The sequence below is a fragment of the Achromobacter kerstersii genome (assembly GCF_902859595.1).
Classification (GTDB): Bacteria; Pseudomonadota; Gammaproteobacteria; order Burkholderiales; family Burkholderiaceae_B; genus Achromobacter; species Achromobacter kerstersii.
This window is the reverse complement of the sequence record NZ_CADIJQ010000001.1, coordinates 209,294-229,275: the sequence shown is the minus strand read 5'-3', so window position 1 is coordinate 229,275 and position 19,982 is coordinate 209,294. Positions and strand designations below refer to the sequence as shown.

18 protein-coding genes are annotated in these 19,982 nt (G+C 65.8%); 4 read left to right on the top strand and 14 right to left on the bottom strand.

What is annotated here, in order from left to right; all coding sequences use genetic code 11:
• Positions 1-63: 63 nt before the first annotated feature.
• Together HV765_RS01080 and HV765_RS32035 are read right to left on the bottom strand one after the other, a co-directional pair.
• Entirely contained in the window at positions 64-1,410 is a 1,347-nt protein-coding gene (locus HV765_RS01080) for an amidohydrolase family protein (protein WP_175168482.1), read from the bottom strand.
• A gap of 1 nt (position 1,411) precedes the next feature.
• Entirely contained in the window at positions 1,412-3,103 is a 1,692-nt protein-coding gene (locus HV765_RS32035; protein WP_175168481.1) for a methyl-accepting chemotaxis protein, read from the bottom strand.
• Positions 3,104-3,480: 377 nt separating this feature from the next.
• Here HV765_RS32035 and tauA point away from each other — a divergent pair, with 377 nt between their 5' ends.
• The 4 genes from tauA to pdxR all read left to right on the top strand — a co-directional run bounded on the left by tauA (position 3,481) and on the right by pdxR (position 7,905).
• Positions 3,481-4,509, top strand: a complete 1,029-nt coding sequence (gene tauA / locus HV765_RS01070; RefSeq protein ID WP_054425703.1) for a taurine ABC transporter substrate-binding protein — start codon at positions 3,481-3,483, stop codon at positions 4,507-4,509.
• Between the two features lie 63 nt (positions 4,510-4,572).
• Complete coding sequence (locus HV765_RS01065; RefSeq protein WP_175168480.1) at positions 4,573-5,403, top strand: taurine ABC transporter ATP-binding protein; 831 nt, start codon at positions 4,573-4,575, stop codon at positions 5,401-5,403.
• Positions 5,396-6,223 (top strand): ABC transporter permease subunit, encoded by an 828-nt coding sequence (locus tag HV765_RS01060; protein ID WP_175168479.1) that lies wholly within the window; start codon positions 5,396-5,398, stop codon positions 6,221-6,223. The genes HV765_RS01065 and HV765_RS01060 overlap by 8 nt, the downstream gene beginning before the upstream one ends.
• A gap of 149 nt (positions 6,224-6,372) precedes the next feature.
• On the top strand, positions 6,373-7,905 hold the full coding sequence (gene pdxR / locus HV765_RS01055; protein ID WP_175168478.1) for a MocR-like pyridoxine biosynthesis transcription factor PdxR: 1,533 nt from the start codon (positions 6,373-6,375) through the stop codon (positions 7,903-7,905).
• Between the two features lie 85 nt (positions 7,906-7,990).
• On the opposite strand, the gene HV765_RS01050 is transcribed toward pdxR, so the two are convergent.
• The 12 genes from HV765_RS01050 to HV765_RS00995 all read right to left on the bottom strand — a co-directional run bounded on the left by HV765_RS01050 (position 7,991) and on the right by HV765_RS00995 (position 19,972).
• Positions 7,991-9,424, bottom strand: a complete 1,434-nt coding sequence (locus tag HV765_RS01050) for an NAD(P)/FAD-dependent oxidoreductase (RefSeq protein ID WP_175168477.1) — start codon at positions 9,422-9,424, stop codon at positions 7,991-7,993.
• 23 nt (positions 9,425-9,447) lie between these two features.
• Positions 9,448-9,840: a nuclear transport factor 2 family protein gene (locus HV765_RS01045; RefSeq protein ID WP_175168476.1), complete on the bottom strand. Its 393-nt coding sequence runs from the start codon at positions 9,838-9,840 to the stop codon at positions 9,448-9,450.
• A gap of 142 nt (positions 9,841-9,982) precedes the next feature.
• Positions 9,983-10,912, bottom strand: coding sequence for a bifunctional enoyl-CoA hydratase/phosphate acetyltransferase (locus HV765_RS01040; RefSeq protein WP_175168475.1), 930 nt, complete (start codon positions 10,910-10,912; stop codon positions 9,983-9,985).
• An 84-nt stretch (positions 10,913-10,996) separates the two neighbouring features.
• Positions 10,997-12,808, bottom strand: a complete 1,812-nt coding sequence (gene xsc / locus HV765_RS01035; protein WP_156336815.1) for a sulfoacetaldehyde acetyltransferase — start codon at positions 12,806-12,808, stop codon at positions 10,997-10,999.
• Between the two features lie 164 nt (positions 12,809-12,972).
• Positions 12,973-13,956 (bottom strand): Bug family tripartite tricarboxylate transporter substrate binding protein, encoded by a 984-nt coding sequence (locus HV765_RS01030; protein ID WP_245636400.1) that lies wholly within the window; start codon positions 13,954-13,956, stop codon positions 12,973-12,975.
• 133 nt (positions 13,957-14,089) lie between these two features.
• Positions 14,090-14,890 (bottom strand): 2-oxo-hept-4-ene-1,7-dioate hydratase, encoded by an 801-nt coding sequence (gene hpaH, locus HV765_RS01025; protein WP_175168474.1) that lies wholly within the window; start codon positions 14,888-14,890, stop codon positions 14,090-14,092.
• A 109-nt stretch (positions 14,891-14,999) separates the two neighbouring features.
• Positions 15,000-15,407, bottom strand: a complete 408-nt coding sequence (locus HV765_RS01020) for a nuclear transport factor 2 family protein (protein ID WP_338077780.1) — start codon at positions 15,405-15,407, stop codon at positions 15,000-15,002.
• A 28-nt stretch (positions 15,408-15,435) separates the two neighbouring features.
• A complete protein-coding gene (locus HV765_RS01015; protein WP_175168472.1) occupies positions 15,436-16,725 on the bottom strand; it encodes an NAD(P)/FAD-dependent oxidoreductase in 1,290 nt (429 codons plus the stop codon).
• Positions 16,722-17,042, bottom strand: a complete 321-nt coding sequence (locus HV765_RS01010; protein WP_054425727.1) for a non-heme iron oxygenase ferredoxin subunit — start codon at positions 17,040-17,042, stop codon at positions 16,722-16,724. The genes HV765_RS01015 and HV765_RS01010 overlap by 4 nt, the downstream gene beginning before the upstream one ends.
• 2 nt (positions 17,043-17,044) lie before the next feature.
• On the bottom strand, positions 17,045-18,313 hold the full coding sequence (locus HV765_RS01005; protein WP_054425729.1) for an aromatic ring-hydroxylating dioxygenase subunit alpha: 1,269 nt from the start codon (positions 18,311-18,313) through the stop codon (positions 17,045-17,047).
• A 22-nt stretch (positions 18,314-18,335) separates the two neighbouring features.
• Positions 18,336-18,827 carry an aromatic-ring-hydroxylating dioxygenase subunit beta gene (locus HV765_RS01000; RefSeq protein ID WP_054425731.1) on the bottom strand — a complete coding sequence of 164 codons (492 nt, stop codon included), beginning with the start codon at positions 18,825-18,827 and terminating at the stop codon, positions 18,336-18,338.
• Between the two features lie 44 nt (positions 18,828-18,871).
• Positions 18,872-19,972, bottom strand: a complete 1,101-nt coding sequence (locus HV765_RS00995) for a cupin domain-containing protein (protein WP_054425733.1) — start codon at positions 19,970-19,972, stop codon at positions 18,872-18,874.
• Positions 19,973-19,982 lie beyond the last annotated feature (10 nt).

The following is a 19,982-nucleotide window of genomic DNA, read 5'->3' as shown; positions in this document are numbered from 1 at the left end:
AAAGGCTGAAAAGAAGAGGACCAAAAAGAAAGGGGCTGAATAAGCCCCTTTCTCTATTGGCTGCTAGGCCGCCTTGGCGCTGCGCTCCTCATGGGCCATCGGCGTGCGGGCGCGCAGAAAGCGGCCCGTGCCGGGCGCGGCCTGTACGCGCCTACCGTCATACACCAGCTCGCCGCGCCGCCACGTGCCGTAGACATGCACGGAATGCGGCCGCCCGATGCTGGCCAGCGGCTGTACCGGCGACGGCCCCGGCGCCAGCACAACGAAGTCGGCGTCCTTTCCGATATCGAAAGACCCTTTGCGGTCATCCAGCAGAAAATGCACCGCCGGGTTCAGGCAAAGCAGGCGCACGACAAGCGTGGGCGACAGGCCTCGGGCTTCGCAGCCGGTCCACAGTGTAGGCAGCAGCAGCTTGGGCCCGTAGTCGGGCGTGCGCCCCGGCCCTTGCAGCGTGTCGTCCACGCGCGCGTGATAACCGGTCGACACGAACGTGCAGGCGTCATTCGCCAAGCGCCGCCAAAGCGCTTCAACCTCTTGGCGCGAGCGAAGCAAGGGATAGTCCTGCGCCGATCCGCCCAGCAAGGCCACGGCGTCTTCGGTGCACAACATCAGGCTGCGCAAGCAGGTTTCGATCATGACCCAATGGCCGGCCTTGCGGGTATGCGCGCAGAGCGCATGGCCTTGCTCGGACCAGACATCGGCCGCTTGCATCCGTACGCCCGCCGCCGCGCCAACCCGGCACAGCAAACGCGTCGTCAAGCCTTCGATCAGCGCAAGATTCGCCCGGGCCAGCACCTCTTTGCCGGGCTTGCCTGCGTCCAGCAGTTGGCGGGCGTTGCGGCCCGCGGTCAGGCGTGCGTGGTTGTGCATGCTGCACGCGAGCCCGAAGCGCGCGATGGCCTGAAAGGCCTTGATCAAATCACTTTCATGGTGCGCAAAGCGAGACCGTTCAACCTCGAACGTGGGAATCGAGAACGCGCAAATGCCACCGTCTGCCAGTGCTTTGGTGGCCCGCAGGCCATGCTCGGCGTTGAGGGTGCCGGCCACGGCCACGTCCACCTGCGCGCCCTGCTCGATGCGCGACACCATCGCATCCAGTTGCGAACGGCTGGCAACGACTTCGGCATGCTCATAGGGCATGTCCACCAACGTGGTCACCCCGCCCGCGGCGGCCTCGCGGGACGCGCGGCCGATGCCTTCGCCGTCGCCCCAGCCGCCAATGTAAGTTCGGCTGTCGATCGCGCCCGGCAGCACCCAAAGCCCGCGCGCATCGACATAGTCTCGCGCCGCAGGCGGGCTGTGGCTGCCCATCGCCGCGATCTTTCCGTCGACGACGCCCAACCAGCCGTCTTCAAGAATGCTGTCGGCTCCCACCAGCGAGCCGCGTATCACCATGTCGAAGTCGCTCATATCAGAACACCTGCCAATCGTTGGTCAAATCAGGACCGGTGCTGGCCGCCCGGGCGCGCGGCAGCGCGGAGCGGCCGCCACGCGCAGCCGGCACGGGCATGACCGGGTCGGGCTCGCGCGGTACCGCCATATCAATAATGACGCGGGGCGCCACGGTAAAGACAGCCACGGTCTGCGCCAGCTTTTCCGCCTGATCGTGCAAGGCGCGCGCGGAAGCCGCCGCCTGCTCGACCAGCGCGGCGTTTTGCTGCGTGGCCTCGTCCATGCTCGACACCGCCAGATTGACCTGGTCGATGCCCTGCGCCTGTTCGCTGGAGGCCGCCGCGATTTCACCCATGATGTCGGTCACGCGATGCACCGCGGTTTCGATTTCGCGCATGGTCGCGCCCGCCAGCTCGACTTGCTGTGCGCCCGCCTGCACCCGGCCTGCGGAATCGGCGATTAGCTGCTTGATCTCGCGGGCGGCCGTTGCGCTGCGCTGAGCCAGCGCCCGCACTTCACCCGCCACCACTGCAAAGCCCTTGCCCTGGTCGCCGGCGCGCGCGGCCTCTACGGCGGCGTTCAGCGCCAGGATGTTGGTCTGAAACGCGATGGCGTCAATCACCGACACAATGTGCGTGATCTTGGCCGAGCTGGCGCTGATGTCCTGCATCGTGCCAACCACGTCAGCCACCACGGCCGCGCCGCGCCCGGCCACTTGCGAGGCGCCTTCAGCCAGTTCGTTGGCGCGCTGCGCGTTGTCGGCGTTTTCTTTTACGGTGACGGCCAGCCGGCCCATCGACAGCGCCGTCTCTTCCAGCGTGGCCGCTTGCTGCTCGGTACGCGAGGACAACACGACATTGCCGTCCGCGATCTCGCGCGTGCCCACGCCAATCTGCTGCACGCTCTGGCGAACGGCGGCCACCGTCTTGGCCAGACTGGCCTGCATGCGTTGCAGCCCCAGAAAGAGCTGGCCGATCTCGTTGTGGGATTTGATCTGGATGTGATTGGTCAGGTTGCCGTCGGCAATGCTTTGGAAATGGGTGCCCGCGCGCAACAAGGGGCGCAGCACCGACCGGCTGACAAAGAGCGCCGCGCCGATGCTGAGCAGCACGGCGGCCGCCAGCAACCCCACAATCACCAGATTGGCGCGCAGGTGCCGGGTGGCGGCGGCGGCCACGAGCGCGTCTGTCCGGAGGTCGACAAGGTCCAGGTAAGCGGCCACCTGCGCGTCGAACGCCAGATGCGCGCTCTGGACGGCATCCATCTGCAAGGCGAACGCGCGGGCGTCCTGGCCGCGCATGGATTCGAATTGTTCGGCGGCCAACGCGTCGTAATGTTTGAACGCCGCCAGCACGGGCGCCGCGCGGGCTTCGCGCTCGGGGGTTCGAACTTCGCTGGAGAAGGCCTCGAACCGGCTGCGCGAGCGGCGCCACAACTCTTCCGCGCGCTCGGCGTCCGCAGCGCTTTCGCGCGTGCGGCCAACTTGGCGGTTGATCATGGCCGCGTCCATCGCCAGCCGCGCCCGCAACATCAAGGTGTAGGCCTCGTACGCAGGCACCACCTGGCTGGAGTACGCGTCATTGACCTGGCCCAGATTCGCGTTGCTGGAGCGCGTGTCCATCCAGGCGGCGCCGTTGGCGGCCAGCATGCCGGTAAAGAACAGCGCCAGCAAGATGCCAAGACAGGTGCGGACTTTTAGATTGTTGAACATACGACCTCTGCGTTTTTTTGCGGCGAAATCCGGCCGCCCAGATGGCGCGGCGGCGGTAAGCGCAGGCCGGACAAAAAGAATGTATGCCGGCGCCGCTAACAAATCGTTAACAAATGAATGACATTTCCGTCACCGGCCGACATGCGCAGTAGTGCTAAGCCAAGGCCGCCGACATGGCCCTCGGGCATTTGGCCGATACCTCGCGCGCGCGCCCGGGATTAACCATGAGGGCAAGGCGGCGGCGCCAGCGTGTGGCTCCTACTGATCCGCCCATCTGGACCTAGCGTTCTGCCCCTATCCGGGCAAACTGGCACCAGGCCGCACCGGCACAAAGCCGGTCGCGTCGGGGCGCGGCCCACTCTCTTTCGGAGATCACCATGAACGCGATTTACCGCCTCATCCGCCGCTGCACCCTGGCCGGCCTGACCGCCGCGCTGCTTGCCGCGCCCGCCTACGCCCAGACCAAACTGGTCGTCGGCTACCAGCTCATCGTTGGCCCCTTCCTGTCTTCCATCGCCGATGGCAGTTTCGACGCCGCCTTGAAAGAGGCTGGCTACCAGGTGGACTGGCGCCAGTTCACATCAGGCGGCGATATCTCAACGGCGCTGGCCTCCGGCAATGTGCCGGTCGGCGTGCTGGGCTCCACGGGCATGACGTCGGCCGCCACGCGCGGGGTCGACTTGCAGCTGTTCTGGATTCTGGACAACATCGGCAAGTCCGAAGCGCTGGTGGCGCGCAACGGCTCAGGCATCAACAGCACAGCCGACTTGAAGGGCAAGCGCGTGGCCACGCCGTTCGTGTCGACCTCGCACTTTCACCTGCTGGTCGGCATGGACCAGGTCTGGAAGATCAATCCGCGCGACGTGCGCATTCTGAACATGCAGCCCCCGCAGATCGTGGCCGCCTGGCAGCGCGGCGATATCGACGCCGCCTACGTGTGGCCGCCCGCGCTCACCGAAATTGAAAAGACCGGCAAGATCATTGCCGACTCCGAAGCCATTGGCCGCGCCAGCGTGCCCACCTTCGACGGCATCGTCGTTGACCGCGCCTGGGCCGCGAAAAACCCGAAGTTCATGGCCGCCTTCACAGGCGTGCTGGCCAAGTCGTATGCCGACTATCACGCCAACGGCGCCAAGTGGACGGCCGACTCGCCCCAGGTCAAGGGCATCGTCCGGCTGATTGGCGGCAAGCCCGAGGACATCGTCAGCGCGCTCAAGCTGCTGGTGTTCCCGACCGCGCAGGAACAGGCGTCCAACACCTGGCTGGGCGGCGGCAAAGAGTCGGGCGCGGTGCGCGCGCTGGACGCCAGCGCCAAGTTCCTGAAAGACCAGAAGCAGATCGACCGGGCGCTGGGCGACTACAGCCCGCACGTGACCGACCAGTACGCGAAGGCTGCGGCCAAGTAAGCGCGCCGTCTTGGCGCAGGGCGCCCGCCTGGCCGCGGGCGTCCTGTCATAAGGGGAAACCGCATGACTCACCCACCCATGTCCGCCGCGCAGGCCCTGCGTGCGGATCACGTCAGCGTCACGTATCCCGGCCTGCACGACAGCGGCCCGGTGGTTGCGCTGCAAGACGTCAACCTGACGATCGAACCCGGCGAGTTCGTCGTGGCGCTGGGCGCATCAGGATGCGGCAAGACGACCTTGCTGAGCCTGTTGGCCGGGTTTCTGTCGCCCACCGACGGCGAGATCACGCTGGGCGGGCGGCCCATTACCGGCCCGGGCGCCGAACGCGGCGTGGTGTTTCAAAAGCACGCGCTGCTGCCCTGGCTGAACGTGCTGGAGAACACCGAGTTCGGCCTGAAGCTGCAAGGGGTCGACAAGGAAACGCGGCACGCCCGCGCCCGGCGCAACCTGGAGCTGGTCGGCTTGCAGGATTTTCACCGGCACATGATCTACCAGTTGTCCGGCGGCATGCAGCAGCGCGTGGGCATTGCCCGCGCCCTGACCTGCGACCCCGCCATGCTGTTGATGGACGAGCCGATGGCGGCGCTGGACGCGTTGACTCGCGAGACCATCCAGGAGCTGCTGCTGGACATCTGGCGCCAGACCAACAAGATGTTCTTCTTCATCACCCATAGCGTGGAAGAGGCGCTGTTCCTGGGGTCGCGGCTGATCGTCATGTCGCCGCGCCCAGGGCGCATCACGCACACCTTCACGCCGGACTTCAACCGGCGCTACCTGGAGACCCGCGATGGCCGCCGTATCAAATCCAGCCCCGACTTCATCGCCATGCGCGAGCAAGTCCTTGGCATCATCTACGGCGACGAGCTTGCCGTCCAAGAGCCCGCACATGCCTAGGCCGCGCGGCGGGCACAAGCCCGCAGCGCCCGGCAAGGTGTATGGCGCCCCGGGCGCGGGCTACAGCGGCCACATCAGCCTGATCACCACCATTGCGCTGATCGCGCTGTGGTTTCTGGTGACCAGCGCCGGCTGGGTCAAGCCGCTGTTCCTGCCCTCGCCCTTTGCGGTGTACGACAAGTTCGTGTCCGCCATGACCGACGGCGTGGCCAATTCCACGCTGGCCGAACACGCCATGGCCAGCCTGACGCGGGTGTTCTCGGCGTTTCTGCTGGCCTGCGTCACGGCGGTGCCGGTAGGTATTCTGATGGGCGTGAACCGCTATGCGCGCGGCATCTTCGACCCGCCGATCGAGTTCTACCGCCCGCTGCCGCCGCTGGCTTACCTGCCGCTCATCATCATCTGGTTCGGCATCGGTGAATTTCCGAAAATCCTGCTGATCTACCTGGCCATCTTTGCGCCAATGGCAATTGCGGCGCGCGCGGGCGTGCGGTCGGTATCCATCGAACAGATCCATGCGGCCTACGCCATGGGTGGCACACCCATGCAGATCGTCTGGCACGTCATTCTGAAAGCCGCCATGCCGGAAATCTTCACGGGCTTGCGTATCGGTATCGGCGTGGGATGGACCACGCTGGTGGCGGCCGAAATGGTGGCCGCTGACCGGGGCCTGGGCTTCATGGTGCTGAACGCCGCGCAATTTCTGGCCAGCGACATCGTCATCATGGGCATCATCGTGATCGGCGTGTTCGCCTTCGCGTTCGATCTGCTGGTGCGCTACGTGGAAAAATTCGCCATCCCGTGGAAGGGACGCATCTGACGCGCCACGCTAAAGGTAAAGGGCAATCCCCCATTTCGCCACCCAGACCGCTCCTCTATCCTGAGTCTCCGACCCAGACTCACACCCCGACCCCGGCCGCGCTTGCCTCATGCGCGCCGGGCGTTGCGTCGTCTACTCAAGGAGCCGTCATGTCCAGCCAGGCCTCGATGCTCAAGCCTGTGTTGTGGGAACGCCTGTTTGAACGGGAAAGCGCGCCCAATCTCAGCCTGCAAGGCCGCGTGCGCCAGATGCTGGTGTCGGCCATTCTTAGCGGCCACTTGCCGCCCGGCACGCCGGTGCCGTCCAGCCGGCAATTGGCCGACCAGCTGCGCATTGCGCGCAACACCGTCGTGTTCGCCTACCAGCAGCTGGTCAGCGAAGGGTATCTGGTGTCACGCGAGCGCAGCGGCCATTTCGTGTGCGACTCCGTCATGCAGGGGCATTCGGGACCCGCGCCCGAAGCCGCCGCCGCGCTGCCCGATGCCGACACCCCGCAACGCGTACGCTGGGACGAACGCTTGCGCTTTCGCCCGTCGCGGCAACGCAATATCACCAAACCCCAAGACTGGCAGAAGCAGCCCTACCCCTTTGTGTACGGCCAGTTCGACCCGGACCTGTTCCCCACCGCCGAATGGCGCGAATGCTGCACCAAGGCGTTATCGGTGCTGGACATCCGCAGCTGGGCGCCTGACCTGATCACCCACGACGACCCCGCGCTGATCGAACAGATCCGCACGCAGGTGCTGCCGCGCCGGGGCGTGTGGGCCGACGCCGAAGAGATCGTCATTACCGTCGGCGCGCAGCATGCGCTGTACTTGCTGGCCGACCTGCTGGTCAATGAAGACACCGTCGTCGGCATGGAAGACCCCGGCTACCCCGACGCCCGCAACATCTTCGCCAGCCATACCCGCAACCTGCTGCCCATGCCGGTTGACGAACGCGGCCTGTGCACCGGCACGCATTTGCTCGGCTGCGACTATCTGTTCGTGACCCCCGGCCATCAATGCCCCACCACCGTGACGCTGTCGATGGAGCGCCGAGAAAGCCTGCTGGCGCTGGCGCGCCAGGCCGACAGCATGATCATCGAAGACGATTTCGAAAGCGAAAGCCGTTGGGGCGAAGGGGCGATCCCCGCGTTAAAAAGCCAGGACCGCGATGGCCGCGTCATCTACGTGGGCAGCCTGGCGAAGTCGTTCGCACCGGGCTTGCGCATTGGCTACATCGTCGCGCCGCGTGAGCTGACGCGCGAATTGCGCGCGCTGCGCCGGCTGATGCTGCGCCATCCTTCCGCCTACATCCAGCGGGCGTTCTCGCTGTTCATCTCACTGGGCCATCACCATTCCTTGCTGCGCAAGCAGTCGCAGGCTTACCAGCGGCGCGGTGCGGAACTGACGCAGGCGCTGGCCCGCTACTTGCCGGATTTCAAACCCACGCCCATTACCGGGTCGTCGTCGTGCTGGCTGGAAGGCCCGCCGTGGCTGAACGCCGCTGACCTGTCCGAGGCCGCCCTGGCCGAAGGCGTGGTGGTGGAACCGGGCGACGTCTTCTTCATGAACGGGGCCGATGCGCCCCGCAATTTCCTGCGCGTGGGGTTCACGTCGATCCGGCCGGAACTGATCGGCCCGGGCATCGAAAGGCTGGCGCAGGTGGTGCGCCGCTACCGCTTGCAGGCAGCGGCGTAGCGGCGCATCGCAAGGCGTTACCGCTTGCAGGCAGCGGCGCATCTCAAGGCGCTACCGCTTGCAGGCAGCGGCGCATCGCCGGGCGCTACAGATGTTCGTCGCGCAGGTGATACCAGCGGTACAACAACGCCTGCCCGATGCGCCGGAATGGCGCGAACGGATGCCCCGGCAGCGGCGAATCGTAGATGGGCAGGTTCCACGGAATGCCGTCCTTGCCCATCATTCTCTCAGCCAACCGCTTACCCGCTTGCGCCGAAAACGCGACGCCGTTACCGCCATAGCCAAAGGCGTAATACACCGGCTGAGCGGGATCGGGCTGCGTCACGCGCGGCATCATGTCGTGGCTGACATCGACCCAGCCCCACCACGAATACGCCACATCCACGTTGCGCAATGACGGAAACTTGCGGGCCAGCCCTTCGCGCAGCAACGCCAGATGCCGGGGGTGCTGCGCATCAGCGCCATGCAAGGCGCTGCGGCTGCCAATCTGCATGCGGCCATCTGGCAGCAGGCGGTAATAGAACCGCAGGGTGCGGGTGTCGGTGATGAATACCGTGCTCTTCAAGCCAGCGGCTTCGCGCTCGGCCGGGGTCAACACCCGCGTCACCAGCGAATTCGACAGCACCGGCATGATGCGGTTATCCAGCAGCGGGTTCACGCCCTGCGCCGTATAGCCGCCCGTGGCGAACGCCACGCGCCGCGCCCGCACCACCCCGCCCGGCGTTTCCAGCAGGATGGCGCCTTGTTCTTTACGCCATCGCAGCACCGGGCTGGACGGATGCACGCGCACGCCCAACGCGCGCGCCTGACGCAGATAGCCGTAGGCCAGCTTCAGCGGATGCACGCCCACGCCATCGGGTTCGTGCATGGCGCCAACGGCCTCGTGGTCGTGGACATAGCGTTCGCGCAGCTCGGCCTGGCTGAGCATCTTTGCGTCGTAGCCGAACACCTCGCGCATCACGCGGGCCTCGTTCGCCAGGAACGCGATCTTCTTCTGGCGATGCGCGGTGTACAAGTGGCCGCCGGGCTGTGCATCGCAATCCACCTGCGCGACCAGGCTCTTCCAGTATTCAAACCCTTCGCGGATCTCGGCATCCAGGCGCTTGGCGGTATCCAGGCCCCAACGGCTGATCCATTGCGACCGGTACAAGCGGCCCGACGCGTTCTGCCCCTGGCCGCCATTGCGGCTGGTGCAGCCCCACACGGCGCGGTTCGCCTCCAGCACCACCGCCCGCACGCCGAAGTCGCGCGCCAGCGTCAGCGCCGCCGATAAGCCGGTAAAGCCCGAGCCCACGATGGCGACGTCGACATCGATATCGCCCCGGATGGGGCCGTCGTCTTCGGGCGGTTCGCCGGCGGTTGCCACCCAGTACGTGGGTGCATAGTCCTGGCCTTGGCCGGGCGGCGACACGAGCGGGTCGTAAGTTGGGTTGTAGGCAGCCACAGGCGCGGTGGGCGCTGCGGACGCTGCGTGCGCACCGGGTGGAAGGGACGTGTCGAAGGGCATTTGCGTATCCATGCTTCGATTCCGTGGGGCAACGCTCAGGCACGGGCCGGCAAGGCCGGACGCTGCTTGCGGAACGCGTTCTTCACGCGGATCTTGCCGTCCTGGAACGTGAAGATATCAACCATATCGGCCTCTACCCGCGAGCCATCGGCGGCGGTGCCGGTGAACGTGCATTCCGACACGCCACGGTCGCCCGCCACCCAATGCCGGCCGTTGTTCCATTGCGCATCAGGAAAGTTCTTCCAGGCCGCCGCAAAGGCGGCGCGCACCGCTTCCGTTCCGCTGTGGCGGCTGCCGCAAGCGTCCGGCCCGCCCACGGTTTCGAACACGCAGTCTTCGCTCATGAAGCGCATCAGGGCATCGATATCGTGGCGGTTCCAGGCGGCGGCAAAGTCGGCCAGCATGTCCACGGTGACGGTCTTGTGCATTGCGTACCCCTTTCTCAAAGTCCGGCGCAAAGCGCGCGCGGGCGTCTGGACTCAAGGTACGTGGGCCACCTGGCAGGGTCTAGAACCAGACGCGGGGAATCGCTTGCACCAGAATTGCTTGCTCCCCATTCCGGCAGCCGCTTTAGCGGACGGCAGCCGCCAAGGCGCGTGCGTGCAGCACGGCGATGGCGCAGCTGTTGACGCGCGCCTCCATCGAATCGGAACGGCTGGTCAACAACACGGGCACACGCGTGCCCAGCACCAGGCCCGCGGCGCCTGCGCCCGCCAGCCAGGTCAGCTCTTTGTAGAGCATGTTGCCGGCTTCGATATCGGGCACCAGCAGAATGTCGGCATCGCCCGCCACGTGCGACACGATGCCCTTCTGATCGGCCGCTTCACGGGATATCGCGTTATCGAACGCCAAGGGGCCATCGATGTCACCGCCCCGAATTTGCTGGCGGTCGGCCATTTTGGATAGCGCGGCGGCATCCAGCGTGGCGGGCATCGACGGGTTGACGGATTCTGTCGCGCACAACACCGCCAGCTTTGGGCGCGCCACGCCCAGCGCGCGCGCAAGGTCGATGGCGTTCTGAGCAATGTCGGCCTTCTCTTGCAAGGTCGGCGCGATGTTGACGGCGGCATCCGTCAGGATGAATAGCTTGGGGTACGCCGCTACCGCCATGACGAACACATGGCTGATCCGGCGCTCTGTACGCAAGCCCGATTCGCGCGCCACCACGGCCGACATGAAATGATCGGTGTGCAAACTGCCTTTCATCAACATGCTGGCCGCGCCGTCGCGCGCCAGGGCGGCGGCGGTGCGCGCGGCAAGCTTCTCATCGTCCGGCGTGTCCACGATTTCCAAACCGCCCGCGCGCACGCCCATTTCCGCCAGCAGGGCCTGAATCCGGCGCGCCGGGCCAACCAGCACGGGTTCGATATAACCGGCCTCGCGCGCCTGGACCGCCGCGCCCAGGCTCGCCGGGCACAAGGGATACGCCACCGCGGTGCGCAGGCGCCCGCCCGATAGCGCGGCCTCGCGCAGCGGTGCGAACAATCGGTCGATTGCCATGGGGGGTCGTGCCTCCTGCCGCGAATGTTGGGGGCAAAGTGTGACGCGAGCGGCGCGGCGTTTGCCGTGCCGCTCGCGCGCCGATCAGCGCTTGACGGGCTCGATCGACAGCGGCACCTCGCCCGCATGGAACGGCTGGTTCACGTACGACTTGTACTTGTCCAGGAAGCGCACCGGCTGCTTCAAGGCATCGCGCCGGAAGGGGTCGCCCAGTTCCTGGCTGACCATCATTTCCAGCACGGTGGTCTTGCCTTCGGACTGCGCCTTGCACGCCGCCTGCAACGCCGCACCCACCTGGTCCGCGTGCTCCACCCGAATGCCCTCTGCGCCCATGGCCCGCGCCAGCTCGGAAAAGTTCGGGTTCAGCAGGTTGCTGCCCACGAAGCGGCGGCCATAGAAGTCGACCTGGTTTTTCTTTTCAGCGCCCCATTGGCCGTTGTGAAAGACCACGGCCGTGACCGGAATCTTTTCGCGCACGCAGGTCAGCAATTCCTGGAAGCTCATGCACCACGCGCCGTCGCCCACATAGGCCACGGCGGGCCGGTCGGGCCGCCCGAGCTTGGCGCCGATGAGCGCGGGCAGCGCATAGCCGCAGTTGCCGAAGCTCATGGCGGCCAACATCGAGTTCGGCTCATCAAAGCGCAGGTAGCTGTTGGACACCGAGCAGATGTTGCCGATGTCTGTCGACACCATCACATGCTTGGGCATCGCGCGTTCCAGCTCGCGCAGCATGCGCCGCGGATGCATGCGCCCGCCGCCCTGCTCGATGATGTCCAGGCTCCAGTCGTCGCGCTCGTGCGACCAGCTGTCCAGTTCGTTTTCCCATTCCGCTTTCTGCGAGGCAATCGCGTCACCGCGCGCTGACTTGGTGCGCACGCAGGCGACGTCACGGCCTTTCAGCTTTTCGGTCAGAGCGGCGGCGGCGGGCTTGGCGTCGCCGCAGATGCCCACCGATACCGGACGCACCAAGCCCAGCATGCGGTGGTCGGCATCCACCTGGATGATGCGCGCGCCTTGCGGCCAGTAGTCCAGCCCGTGCTGCGGCAAGGTGCCGAATGGCCCCAGCCGCGTGCCTAACGCCAGCACCACATCGGCCTGCGACAACAGCTTCATGCCGGCTTTCGCGCCCTGATAACCCAGCGGACCGCACCACAGCGGATGGCTGGCGGGGAACGCGTCATTGTGCAGATAGCTGGTGACGACCGGCGCGCCCAGCAATTCAGCCAGCGCCACGCATTCCGCCTGACCCTCTGAGAACAGCACGCCGCCGCCCGCCACGATGACGGGGAACTTTGCCTCGGCCAGCATTCGCGCCGCCGCTTCCAGGTCTTCTTCCGAGCCCGGCCCGCGACGCACGCGGCGCGGCTCGGGAATGGCCACGTCGATCTCGCCGTAGAAGTAGTCGCGCGGAATGTTCAGCTGCGTGGGGCCGCGTTCGGCCAGCGCGTTATCAAACGCCTTGGCCGTGAATTCCGCCATGCGGTCCGGCCGGTTCACGTGCGCCTGGTACTTGGTGATGCGGGAAAAAATCGGCAGCTGTTCGGTCTCTTGAAAACCGCCCAGCCCCATGCCGGCCGTGCCGGTTTCGGGCGTAATCGCCACTACCGGGCTGTGCGCCCAATAGGCGGCGGCTACCCCCGTGACGAAGTTGGTGATGCCCGGCCCGTTCTGCGCAATGCAGACGCCGTGGCGGCCCGTGACGCGGGAGTAGCCGTCGGCCATGTGGGCCGCGCCCTGCTCGTGCACCGTGGGCACGAAGCGAATTCCCGCAGCGGGAAACAAGTCCAGCGCATCCATGAAGGCCGAACCAACGATGCCGAATACGTCTTTGACGCCTTGCGCCACCAGCGTTTCAACGAACGCTTCACTGGGGGTCATGTGTTGCTTGCTGCTCATGGTCTCTCTCCTGGCAGGCCGGCGCTTGCGTGCGTGCATCGTGGCCGGTGTGATCCGATACTGCCGGAGAAAGGCGGCGGGTCACAGCCCACCGCGTTCCATTTTCTGCAAAATCCGCACGGCAGCCCGGAGGCCGCCGCGGAAATTGCAGATATTGGAAGTCCTTAGTCGATCGCCGCGCCAGCGGTCTTCACGACCTTGCCCAGCCGCGTGTATTCCTCGGCGCCAAATTCACCTAGCACCTGACGCGTGGTGGGGGACGGAATGGCCCCGCGCGATTCCAGCGCCTTCTTCACGTCCGGCCGTTGCAGCGCCTGGTTGACCGCGGCGTTCAGCTTGTCCAGCACGGCAACCGGCGTGCCCTTGGGCGCATACAAGCCATCCCAGGCGAAGAACTCGTAGCCCTTTACGCCCGCCTCGTTCATGGTGGGAATGTCGGGGTTGGACGCCACGCGCTCAGGCGTCGTCACCGCCAACGCCCGCAACTTGCCCGCCGCGATCTGGCCCGACACGTTGGGCATGACGTCGATCAGGAACGAGATCCGCCCGCCCAGCAAATCCGTCATGGCCGCGCCGCCGCCCTTGTACGGAATATGCATGACCTTGATGCCCGCCATCTGGTTCAGCAGTTCACAGGCCAGATGGGACGATGTGCCGTTGCCGGCCGAGCCACAGGTCAGCTCACCCGGGTGTGACTTGGCGTAGTCCAGCAACTGCGCCAGCGATTTGAAACGGTCGTCGGTGCCATTCACAACCAGGGCGGCCGCGATGACGGTAAAGCGCGATATCGGTTCGAAGTCGGCCGGTGCGTAGCCCGGTGATTTGTACAGCCAGTGGTTGGTGGCCTGCGTGCCGTTGGTGCCATAAGACAGCGTGTAGCCGTCCGGGTTGGCGCGCGCGGCAATTGATGTCCCGATGTTGCCACCCGCGCCCGGGCGGTTTTCCACGATGATCGACTGGCCGAGTTCCCGCGACAGCGGCTCGGCGACCAGGCGCGCCAGCGTATCGCCACCACCGCCCGCCGCAAACGGCACGACCAGCGTGATGGCGTGGGTGGGCCAGTTGGCCTGTTGCGCCAGAGCGGCGGCGGAAGGTAAGGCTGCGCAGGCGGCGGCCGCCATGCAAATCAAGGTCTTGAGGGGTTTCACTTGTTGTCTCCTGAGGGGATGCCTGCCACGCGCCCGCGCTGTTTTAGGTGTATGCGGCGCGCTTATTCAAATGGGAAAGCGGGGTCGGGGGTCGCTCCTGAAAATCGCGTTGAATGCCGGATGAAAAATTGCGTTAAACGAAGCGGCAGCTCACCGCGCCCAGCGAACCGTAGTCCACATGGAACGTGTCGCCTGCCTGCGCGAATACCGGCCGGGTGAACGAGCCGCTAAGAATGATCTGCCCCGCCTCCAGCCCCACGCCGTGTTCGCCCAGCTTGTTGGCCAGCCACACGACGCCGTTGGCCGGATGGTTCAGCACACCCGCCGCCAGGCCGGTTTCCTCGATCACCGCATTGCGCGACAGCAAGGCGCCTACCCAGCGCAGGTCCACCTCCCCCACGCGCACGGGCCGCCCGCCCATCACCACGCCCGCGTTGGCGGCGTTGTCGGCGATGGTGTCGAACACCTTGCGCGGCCGTTTGGAATCCGGGTCGATCTGATGCGAGCGTGCGTCGATGATCTCGAGTGCCGGGATCACATAGCGCACCGCGTCAAGCACATCGAACAAGGTAACGCCCGGGCCCTGCAACGGGCGGTCCAGAATGAACGCCAGCTCCACTTCCAGGCGCGGCACGATGAAGCGGTCACGCGGAATCTCGGCGCCATCGGCAAACAACATGTCGTCCAGTAACGCGCCGTAATCCGGCTCGTCAATCTGCGACGACAACTGCATCGCGCGCGAGGTCAGGCCGATCTTGTGGCCCACCAGCCGCCGGCCCGATGCGATCTTGTGCGCGACCCATTCGCGCTGGATGGCGTAGGCGTCGGCGATGGTGATGTCCGGGTGGTCCAGCGACAGCTGACGCACCTGGCTGCGGCGCTGCTCGGCCTCGTCCAGACGCAGCGCCAGTGTTTTTATAGTTGTGGCATCCATGGGGTCTCCTTGGGGGCTTGGTGTGGGTGTTATTGGGGTGTTATTGGGGTGGTATTGGGGTGTTATTGGGGTGTTGTTGGGGTGTTATTGCAGCGGGTGATGCCGAGGCTTATTCCGGCGGCAGATGGCGCCGGCTGCGCTTGTCGGCCAAACGCCATTCGCCCGCCGTCTTCACCAGCACGTCCTGGCATTCTCGGATGGATACCAGCCGGGGCGCGCCGCCCTGCTCTTGCGGCACGCTGTCATAGGCGGTCAGGAAGTAGCCGACAGTCGCGCGCGTATCGTCCCCATCGACGAGCCGTAAATTGGTGATCACGTGACAGGTGCTGCGCTCGGCGGCACGGGCGTTCAGCGCCGCCAGCACGTCGTGCGGGCCTGACAAGCGCCGGCCTTGCCGCATCCAGACGCCGTCGTCCGCCATCAAGGCGGCGGCCACGTCATGCTGGCGCGTGTCCAGCGCATGAAAGAACGTCAGCACAACCGCTTCGCAAGCGGCCTTGATGTGTAGGGATTGCATTGCATGGTCCATGCGGGTTTGTGCTCCGTTATCCGATTTGCGCGTTGGCCAGCGGCACGTCAGGCCGCTGCAACAACGCCGGGTCCAGGACCGCGCCTTGCGCGATCCATTTACGCAACTGGCGCAACTCCCGGGGTGCGTCAACCGCGACGGCCGCCACGATGCGGCTCCCGGCATCCAGCGCCACCGACAGCAAGGCGCGGCGCTCTGCCTGCGGGCGCAGCACTTCGCTTGCCGCCAGCGCGGGAAAGCCCACGATCTGCACCATGGCGTCGTACTGCTCGGACCAGACCGCGCCGCTGGGCGTATACGGCACGGACTCGCCCAGCGCCGACAGGGCGGCAGCGGTGCCTTGGTCCTGCGCGTTCTGCCAGGATTCGAGCCGCACCCGGCCGATCGCGCCGGTATGGACCGCCCCGGCATGGGCCGCCCCGGCAAGGGCCGCCCCGGTATGGGCCGCCCCGCCATATACCGACACCGCCACATCGCCCGCCGCATACACGTCCACGGCAGACGTCCGGCAGTACGCATCGACCAGCACGCCGCGTTCACATTCAATGCCTGCTGCGCGCGCCAACGCGTCATTGGCTTGCAGGCCCACGCCCAGCACCACGGCATCCGCCGCGATAGCGGACCCGTCGGCCAGCTCGGCCACTGCGCGCCCGTCCGGCTGCGGATGCACCGCACACAGGCTGGCGCCCAGGCGAACCTCGACGCCATGCGCGGCATGCAGCGCGGCCAGGTGCGCGGACACGCCCGGCTGCACGCTGCGCGCACACAAGCGCCCCGCCTGTTCCAGCACCGTGACGCGGCTGCCCGACTGGCGCGCCGTGGCGGCCACTTCCAGGCCAATCCATCCTCCGCCCACAATGACGACATGCTTGCCCGGACCCAGCTGCGCGCGCAGGCGCATCGCATCATCGCGCGTGCGCAGCACATGCACGGCGGCGCTGGACACGCCGGGCAACGCCGGAACAACGGGCCGCCCGCCGGTACACAGAATCAGCTTGTCGTAGCCCGCCGATGCGCCGTCCGACAACTCCACCTGCTTGTCGTCCACCCGCAAGCGCGTGGCGGCGATGCCCGGCCGGAACTCGATATCCAAGTCCGCCAGCCGCGCCGTGGAAAACAGTTCGGTGCTGTCAGCCGCCGCCTGCCCGCTTAGCACGGCTTTGCTCAACGGCGGCCGCTCATAGGGCGCATGGGGTTCTTCGCCCAGCAGCAGCACGCGGCCGTCGTAGCCGCGGCTGCGCAAGGTGGTGGCGGCCCAGCCGCCCGCCTGCCCTGCGCCCACGATGACGATCGCGCGCGCGCTCACGCGGCCTCCGCCTTCAGATACACCGTGTCGGCTTCGACCCGCACCTCGTAACGGCGCAGGTCGGTTGTGACCGGCGGGCATTGCGGCTTGCCGGTACGGATGTCGAAGACGCCCTGGTGCAACGGGCACTCGATGGTGCCGTCTTCCAGATAGCCGTCGGCAAGGCTGGCGTTGCCGTGGGGGCAGCGGTCTTGGGTGGCGCAGATTTCGCCCTGCAAGTCGTACAGGCAGACGCCTTCACCTTCATGCACGACTCGCAGCGTGCCGGTATCCGGCGAGATGTCCGTCACCAAGGCAACGGGTTTCCAGATGTCCATGATCAGAGCCCCATCGCCTTGCGGTAGTAGTCGTAGAACGACCGGATCAGCACTTCGGTCACCATGTAGTCGGCAGGTTCCGTGTCGCGGCCGCCCATCTCGACGATGCCGCGCGCCTCGGGGTAACCCGTCACGCCGATCTGCACCTGGTTCAGCATTTCGCTGTCGTCCATCGACACAAAGCCGGCCGGCCCCAACAGGTTGGCGTGCTTGAGCCGCAGGCGGGTCATTTCCTCGTCGTCGTCCTCGTAGCCGTAATAGGTGAACACCAGTTCGTGCTCGGTCGGGCTGCGCGGGATGACGTGGCGGGTCTTCAGCGAATTGGCCTGGATGCCGAATTGGGCGGCGGGAAACACCCACGCGCCCCCCACCCGGCCCCGGTTGAACTCGGCGCGCGGCGTCACGGTTTCCAGGTCCAGCAGTTCCAGGTCGTCACGAAAGCGGCTCATTTCCGTGGTGGCTTCGGTCTTCTTCTTGCCTTCGTTGTGCGACACCATGACGCTATGCGCGCCGCCGCCAGTGGGAATGCATTCCGACTTCGAATCCGCGCGCCATAACCCGAAGGTGATGTAGAACGTGTGCAGCAAGGTGGCGTGGTACGGGTCCTTCAGATTCTCCAGGTACATCTTCCAGTTGCTGGGAATCAGCTGGCGGCTATAGCCCAGCAGCTTGAGCGGCTTGCCCGGCAACATGTGATCGATCTCGGCCAGCACTTCCGCGCCGCAATAGTCTTCAAAGCTGGGCGCCTCTTCCGAGAACGTGGCCCAGATCGAGCCGCCCCGGTTCACGCTGCGCAGCTTGCGAATGCCGTTCTGCTTGGGGTCGAAGTCCTTCGGCATGCCGCCTTTGCCCATCGCGCCGCGACGGAACGGCACGCCTTGCAGGTTGCCGTGCAGGTCGTAATTCCATTGGTGATACGGGCAGGTGAAGTCCGTCACGCGCCCCGTGTTTTGCCAGCAGATCTGCGCGCCGCGATGCGCGCAGCGGTTCTCCAGCACATTGACCTCGCCGGTTTCGGTGCGCACCATCACCACCGGGCGGTTGCCGATCCAGTTGCGCTTGTAGCAACCGGTCTCGGGCACTTCGCATTCCAGGCCCACGTAGTTCCAGGTCTGGCCGGCAAAGAACACATCCATTTCCTTTTGGAAGATGGCCGGGTCCGTGTAGACCCAGTTGGGGATGCGCGTGTAGCCCTCTTTGGGCCAGCGGCGTTCAAGATGAATGGGGGCCGCGGCAGGCGTGTCCAGCACGGCGGAATCGGAACAGGTCATGACGGGTTTCCTTGCAGCGGATTCAGATGGGAACGATCAGCGAGGTGCGCACGCGGTAGTTGTCGTAGACGCAGTCGCGGCGGCTCAGCAACAGGCCGTCGGGCGTCACGCGCAGCACATCCAGATAGCGGCCCACCATATTCAAGGTGGGCTCGCGGTCAGACAGCGACTCCATCACGGCGAAGTTGGCCTGCGACACGATGTGGTCGCCCTGCAATTCCATGACGCGCACGCCGCTGATGAAGTGGCGCAGCGAACGCGGCTCGAACATCGTGGTCTCGCGCAGCGCCGTGACGCGGTCGCGCACCATGTTCTTGTTCATGCAATAGATCAGGCCCAGCGGCAGGCCGGCGTCGTGGTTTTCGCGCGAGAGCACGCGGTAGTGACAGTCTTCGGTGAAGAAATCGGGCCACTCCTCCAGCCGGCCTTCGTCCAGGCAGTAGGCGTAGTCGTCGTAGAAATCCCGCAGTTGCGCGCGCAATGCCGGGGCGTCGGACAGTTCAATCAAGGTCATGGGGAATCCAGATATCAATGCGTGTGAACGGGGCCGGAAGGCGCTCAGGACGCCGCGGCCAACTGCGCGCGGTTGCTTTCAAAGCCGCTCTGGCTGCCCAGCGCCAGAATGGGTTCCTGCATGCGCTCCTGCCAGATCAGCGATTCCATGGCGATTTGCAGCGGGTGGTCTTGCACCGTCAGGGCAGACGTGGTTTCCGTGCCAGAGTGATGCGAGTGCATGGCCCAGCCGGGCGCAGACAGAATCAAGTCGCCCGCCTTCCAGTCCAGCCGGGTGCCGTTGACCTTGCTGTAACCGTTGCCGCGCAGGTAGTAATTGATGGCCGACGAACTATGGCGGTGCGGCACGTGGTGGTTGTCGGGCGGCGACGACGAAATCGTGGCGAAGAAACTGTGCGTGGTGCCGATACGGCGTTCGGTCGCCGGGTTGTACAGCACGAAGAGACGGCGGCCGTTGTAGCCGCGCGCCATGTCTTCCACGGTGGGCAAATAGCGCGACACGGCCTCCCAGGGCCAATGCAGCGCTTTCGATTCCAGCACGTCGATATCTATCAGCCACTCGTAGCCCATCAGCCAGGCGCCCTCGGGCGTGATCTGTTCGCGCAGGGCCAGGTCGCGCGAACGGGCGGCGTCGGGTGCGCGGGCCGGTACGGGCTGGGTGTTCGCATCCGCCGGTGGCACGGCGCCGTCGAACTCTTCAACGTAATGGATCTCCAGCTTTTCCAGCAGCGGCGCGTTGGAATACGACAAACGCACCCACGGCGTCTTGCCGTCATTGCGGTACGAATGCACCTGCATCGCGGGCGTGTTCCAGACGTCCCAATGCCCCACCCGGATATCGCGGCCCGCCACCGTAGCCACCCCTTCCCCGCTGATACAGATTTCCAGCATGTTGGAGTTCTTGCGCAGGTTGTAGGTGCGTTCGCCGGGGTTCACCACATTGATGGTGACGTCCGTGCCGGGCGCCAGACCCAAGCCCGGCGCGGTCGCCTCGGGGTGGGTAATCAGCGACGCGCGGCGGCCGTTGTCCGGTCGGGGCGCGTCGATCAGCCGCGCGATTTCCAGATCAATATCCTCTTTCGGGATCACGATCGACGGCCACTTGTTTTGTTCGCGAGGCGCGGCCCCGCTGATATCCACGAACATGCTTGTCTCC